Source organism: Pseudomonas sp. Pseusp97, from assembly GCF_047304025.1.
Taxonomy (GTDB): domain Bacteria; phylum Pseudomonadota; class Gammaproteobacteria; order Pseudomonadales; family Pseudomonadaceae; genus Pseudomonas.
On sequence record NZ_JBGLYK010000331.1, the window covers coordinates 1 to 4,093 of the forward strand.

Genomic DNA, 4,093 nt, shown 5'->3' on the forward strand with positions numbered 1-4,093 from the left:
GCGCCGACCGTCGGCCAGTTCACCCAGGGCGCCCAGGCCGCGCCCACTGGTTCGCAAGGCCCCGCCGGCCTGCCCACCGGCAGCCTCAACGACAGCGACATCAAGCCGCTGCGCATGGACCCGCCGGTGTACCCGCGCATGGCGCTGAACCGGGGCATCGAGGGCCGGGTAAAGGTCCTGTTCACCATCACCAGCGATGGCCGCATCGCCGACATCCAGGTGCTGGAGTCCACGCCGCCGCGCATGTTCGATAACGCCGTGCGCGACGCCATGGACAAGTGGCGCTTCGAACCCCGCGTCAGCGGTGGCCGGATCGTCGCGCGGCAGGCGACCAAGGTGTTCTTCTTCAAGCTCGAGGGCCGTCGCCGCTGACGGCTTCGAGCCAACGAAAAACGCGCCCGAGGGCGCGTTTTTCGTTTCCGGCGATTGGCTCTTGGTAGGAGCGAGCTCGCTCGCGAACCGCCCACGCAGCGGAGTCTCCGGGGGATTGGTTCGCGAGCAAGCTCGCTCCTACAGGTCAATGGCTGGCCTTCTTCTTGTGGCTCTCTGCTCCTACGAGAGCATTTCTTCCCGCAGCAGTTCCAGCGCTTCCCGTGCCCCGCCAACGGCGATGCGCACGGGCACGCCGAGCATCAGGTTCAGCGGCAGGCCGAAGCTTTCGATCTGGTTGCCGTCGCGGTCGCGGCCCGGCTGCTCGCCCCGCCATTCGCAGGGCAGGCGCTCGGCGCAGTCGCCGCCGTCGTCGATATAGCCGTACAGCGGCTTGCCCAGCGCGGCGGCATAGCCCAGCTCGAAGGCCGTGCCGCTGTCCGGCTCTGCGCCACGGAAGGGATTGAGGTTGGCCAATACCGCGTCGGCTTCGGCGATCAGGTTGAGGTTCGCCTGGTAGATCCACAGCGCCTGCTCCGGCGGATTGGCGATCCCGTCGGGCACCGAATGATCCAGCGGATAGAGGCCCTGCAGGTCGAACTCGGCACACAGGGCCTTGAGTCGTTCGCCCTGCTCGAAGGCATCGGGGCGGAACACATCGGGGCCGGCGAGGTAGATCTTGAGCATGGTCAGAGTCCCATGAACGACAGCATCAGGAAGGTGGCGAACAGCACGAAGTGGGTCATGCCTTCGATGGCGTTGGTCTTGCCGTCATGCAGGTTGTAGCCGGCGACCATCAGGGTGATGAACATCATGCCGGTCTGCAGCGGGGTCATCGCCATCTGGATCGGCTGGCCCTTGAACAGCGCCAGGGCCTCGATCACCGGCACGGTGAGGATCACGGTGGACAGAGAAGCGCCCAGGGCGATGTTGACCACCGGTTGCATGCGGTTGGCCATCGCCGCGCGCAGGGCGGTAAGGATTTCCGGGCTGGCGGAGATCGCCGCCACCAGCAGCGCCGGCACGATCGGCGGTACGCCGCTGCCTTCCAGGCCGACATCCAGGGCCTTGGACATGACTTCGGCCAGTGCGCCGATCAGCACCACGCCAGCCACCAGCAGTCCCATGGACTGCTTGCTGCTGCCGGGGGCGTCGTGGCCTTCGCCGTGCTCGCCGTGGGTCGCGTAGTTGTAGCTGAAGAAGTAGCTGTGCTGGCCGGTCTGCATGCGCAGGAACAGCGCATAGAGCATGACCATGCAGCCGATGGTGAAGAAGGAGTAGAGCTTCCACTGCTCGGCCGGGATCAGCTCCGGCACCACCATGGAGATGCCCACGGCGGTGAGGATCATGGTCACGTAGGTCTTGCCCGAGTCGTCGTTGTACGACTGCTCGCCGTGCTTGAGGCCACCCAGCAGCGCGGCCAGGCCGAGGATGCCGTTCATGTCCAGCATCACCGCGGCGTAGATGGTGTCGCGGGCCAGGGTCGGCGAGTGGTTGTGGTTCATCATGATCGCCAGGATCACCACCTCCACCAGCACCGCCGCCAGGGTGAGGATCATGGTGCCGTAGGGTTCGCCGACCTTCTCCGCGAGGATTTCGGCATGGTGCGCCACGCGCAGCGAGACGCCGATGATCACCGCCAGCAGCGCAGTGGCGGTGATCCCCGCGAGCATCTTGCCGCCACTCAGCAGGCTGTGCTCCAGCGGGTAGACCGCGACCGCCACCAGCAGGGCGAGGAGGAGGAATTTTTCTTCTTTGAGCGCGCGCAGCATCGAGGGGATGTCCATTCCGTAAAGAGGCGAGTGCGCCATCTTAGGCAATGGACCTGAGGTGTACCAGCGGCCGGCGGTGCGTCCTGGCAGTCTTTCAGTGAGGCAGGCCGCTGCGCTCGAGGAATTGCTTCTGGACGGCGAGTATCTGCTCGGGCAGGGGCCGCAACGCCTGGTAGGTGTTGTTGAGGTTCTGCGCCAGGACTTCCTTGCCTGCCTTGTCCGGGGTCTCCACATAGCGTTTGAGCTGCTGGGAGTAGCTGATCTGCAGCTCGTAGTAGCGCGACAGGCTGCTGGCGAACTTGCCGGCCTCTTCGCTGTGCTGCAGTTGCTGCACCTGGTTCAGGTTCTGCTCCAGCTCGCCCAGGTGGGTGGCAGGGCTCAGCGTGCGCATTTTCAGCGTGTCTGCGTGACCCGGCTCGAAATCGCCGTTGATCAGTCTTTCCATGTCCTGATCGACGCGCTGCACGTTCTGCAGGAAAGCGGAGGTCACTACTTCGTTGTACTTGAGGTCCGATGACGGGCTGCAGGCGGACAGGGTCAAAGACAGCAGGAACAGCAACAGTATCTTGTTCATGGGGGTAGGCAAGGTCGTGGGACGTAAAGCGATTCTAGGAAGCGCCCTGTCCGGAAGATTTCGCGGATATCTGTCTTTTGCGTCAGAATTATCTCTATCCATTGCGTGATAGGGCTCGTTGCTCCGCAACGATTTGCCTGCCGGGTCAGCTTGTGTGCCAATCACGGGCGCCTCATCCACCGATAACGAGACCTCACCCATGTACGACTGGCTCAATGCCTTGCCCAAGGCCGAACTGCACCTGCACCTGGAGGGATCGCTGGAGCCCGAGCTGCTTTTCGCCCTGGCCGAGCGCAACAAGGTCGCCCTGCCCTGGGGCGACGTCGAGAGCCTGCGCAAGGCGTATGCCTTCAACAACCTGCAGGAATTCCTCGACCTCTACTACGCCGGCGCCGACGTGCTGCGCACCGAGCAGGATTTCTACGACCTGACCTGGGCGTACCTGCAGAAGTGCAAGGCGCAGAACGTCATCCATGTCGAGCCGTTCTTCGACCCGCAGACCCACACCGACCGCGGCGTGCCCTTCGAGGTGGTGCTGCGTGGCATCCAGGGTGCGCTCAGGGATGGCGAGAAGCAGCTGGGCATCAGCCATGGCCTGATCCTCAGCTTCCTGCGCCACCTGTCCGAGGAAGAGGCATTCAAAACCCTCGACCAGGCCATGCCGTTCCGCGACGCCTTCGTTGCCGTCGGCCTGGACAGCTCCGAAGTCGGCCACCCGCCGAGCAAGTTCCAGCGCGTGTTCGACCGCGCCCGCAGCGAGGGCTTCCTCACCGTCGCCCATGCTGGCGAGGAAGGCCCGCCGGAATACATCTGGGAAGCCCTGGACCTGCTCAGGATCGAGCGTATAGACCACGGCGTGCGGGCCATCGAGGACGAGCGGCTGATGCAGCGCATCATCGACGAGCAGATCCCGCTGACCGTCTGCCCGCTGTCCAACACCAAGCTCTGCGTGTTCGACCATATGCGCGAGCACAACATCCTCGACATGCTCGAACGCGGCGTGAAGGTGACGGTGAACTCGGACGACCCGGCCTACTTCGGCGGCTACGTGACCGAGAACTTCCACGCCCTTCACGAGCACCTGGGGATGACGAAGGAGCAGGCCCAGCGGCTGGCGCAGAACAGCCTGGATGCGCGGTTGGTGAAGTGAGGCCGAGGTAGCGCTCAGCGTCGGCGCTGACCTGTAGCGCCCTCTCCCCAACCCTCTCCCTGAAGGGAGAGGGAGCTGCATGGCATGAAGGGAGGCAGCGATCTTCACCGGCGAGCTCGAAACTGTCAGAGCACTGGGAACAGCCCCTCTCCATCCGAAGCGGGGCGCGCAGCCAGGGCTAGGGAGAGGGAACGCCCAACGCCGGAACTCCCCGAGCTTCCCCCAAAA

At 64.4% G+C, this 4,093-nt stretch carries 5 protein-coding genes; 2 read left to right on the plus strand and 3 right to left on the minus strand.

The features are described 5' to 3' along the window. Positions 1-372, plus strand: a 372-nt coding sequence (locus ACCC94_RS28215; protein ID WP_413352896.1) for an energy transducer TonB, incomplete at its 5' end; no start/stop codon positions are given. A 180-nt stretch (positions 373-552) separates the two neighbouring features. Here the strand turns inward: ACCC94_RS28215 and ACCC94_RS28220 are convergent. From ACCC94_RS28220 to ACCC94_RS28230, 3 genes are all read right to left on the minus strand, one after another. Next, complete coding sequence (locus ACCC94_RS28220; protein WP_413352897.1) at positions 553-1,056, minus strand: nucleoside 2-deoxyribosyltransferase; 504 nt, start codon at positions 1,054-1,056, stop codon at positions 553-555. A 2-nt stretch (positions 1,057-1,058) separates the two neighbouring features. After that, on the minus strand, positions 1,059-2,141 hold the full coding sequence (locus tag ACCC94_RS28225) for a calcium:proton antiporter (RefSeq protein ID WP_413352898.1): 1,083 nt from the start codon (positions 2,139-2,141) through the stop codon (positions 1,059-1,061). Between the two features lie 94 nt (positions 2,142-2,235). Next, entirely contained in the window at positions 2,236-2,715 is a 480-nt protein-coding gene (locus tag ACCC94_RS28230; RefSeq protein ID WP_413352899.1) for a hypothetical protein, read from the minus strand. A 199-nt stretch (positions 2,716-2,914) separates the two neighbouring features. Here ACCC94_RS28230 and ACCC94_RS28235 point away from each other — a divergent pair, with 199 nt between their 5' ends. Next, entirely contained in the window at positions 2,915-3,865 is a 951-nt protein-coding gene (locus ACCC94_RS28235) for an adenosine deaminase (RefSeq protein WP_413352900.1), read from the plus strand. Positions 3,866-4,093 lie beyond the last annotated feature (228 nt).

Coding starts and splice junctions, on each gene's coding strand:
- ACCC94_RS28220 (WP_413352897.1), bottom strand. CDS start 1,056: ATGCTCAAGATCTACCTCGCCGGCCCCGATGTGTTCCGCCCCGATGCC.
- ACCC94_RS28225 (WP_413352898.1), bottom strand. CDS start 2,141: ATGCTGCGCGCGCTCAAAGAAGAAAAATTCCTCCTCCTCGCCCTGCTG.
- ACCC94_RS28230 (WP_413352899.1), bottom strand. CDS start 2,715: ATGAACAAGATACTGTTGCTGTTCCTGCTGTCTTTGACCCTGTCCGCC.
- ACCC94_RS28235 (WP_413352900.1), top strand. CDS start 2,915: ATGTACGACTGGCTCAATGCCTTGCCCAAGGCCGAACTGCACCTGCAC.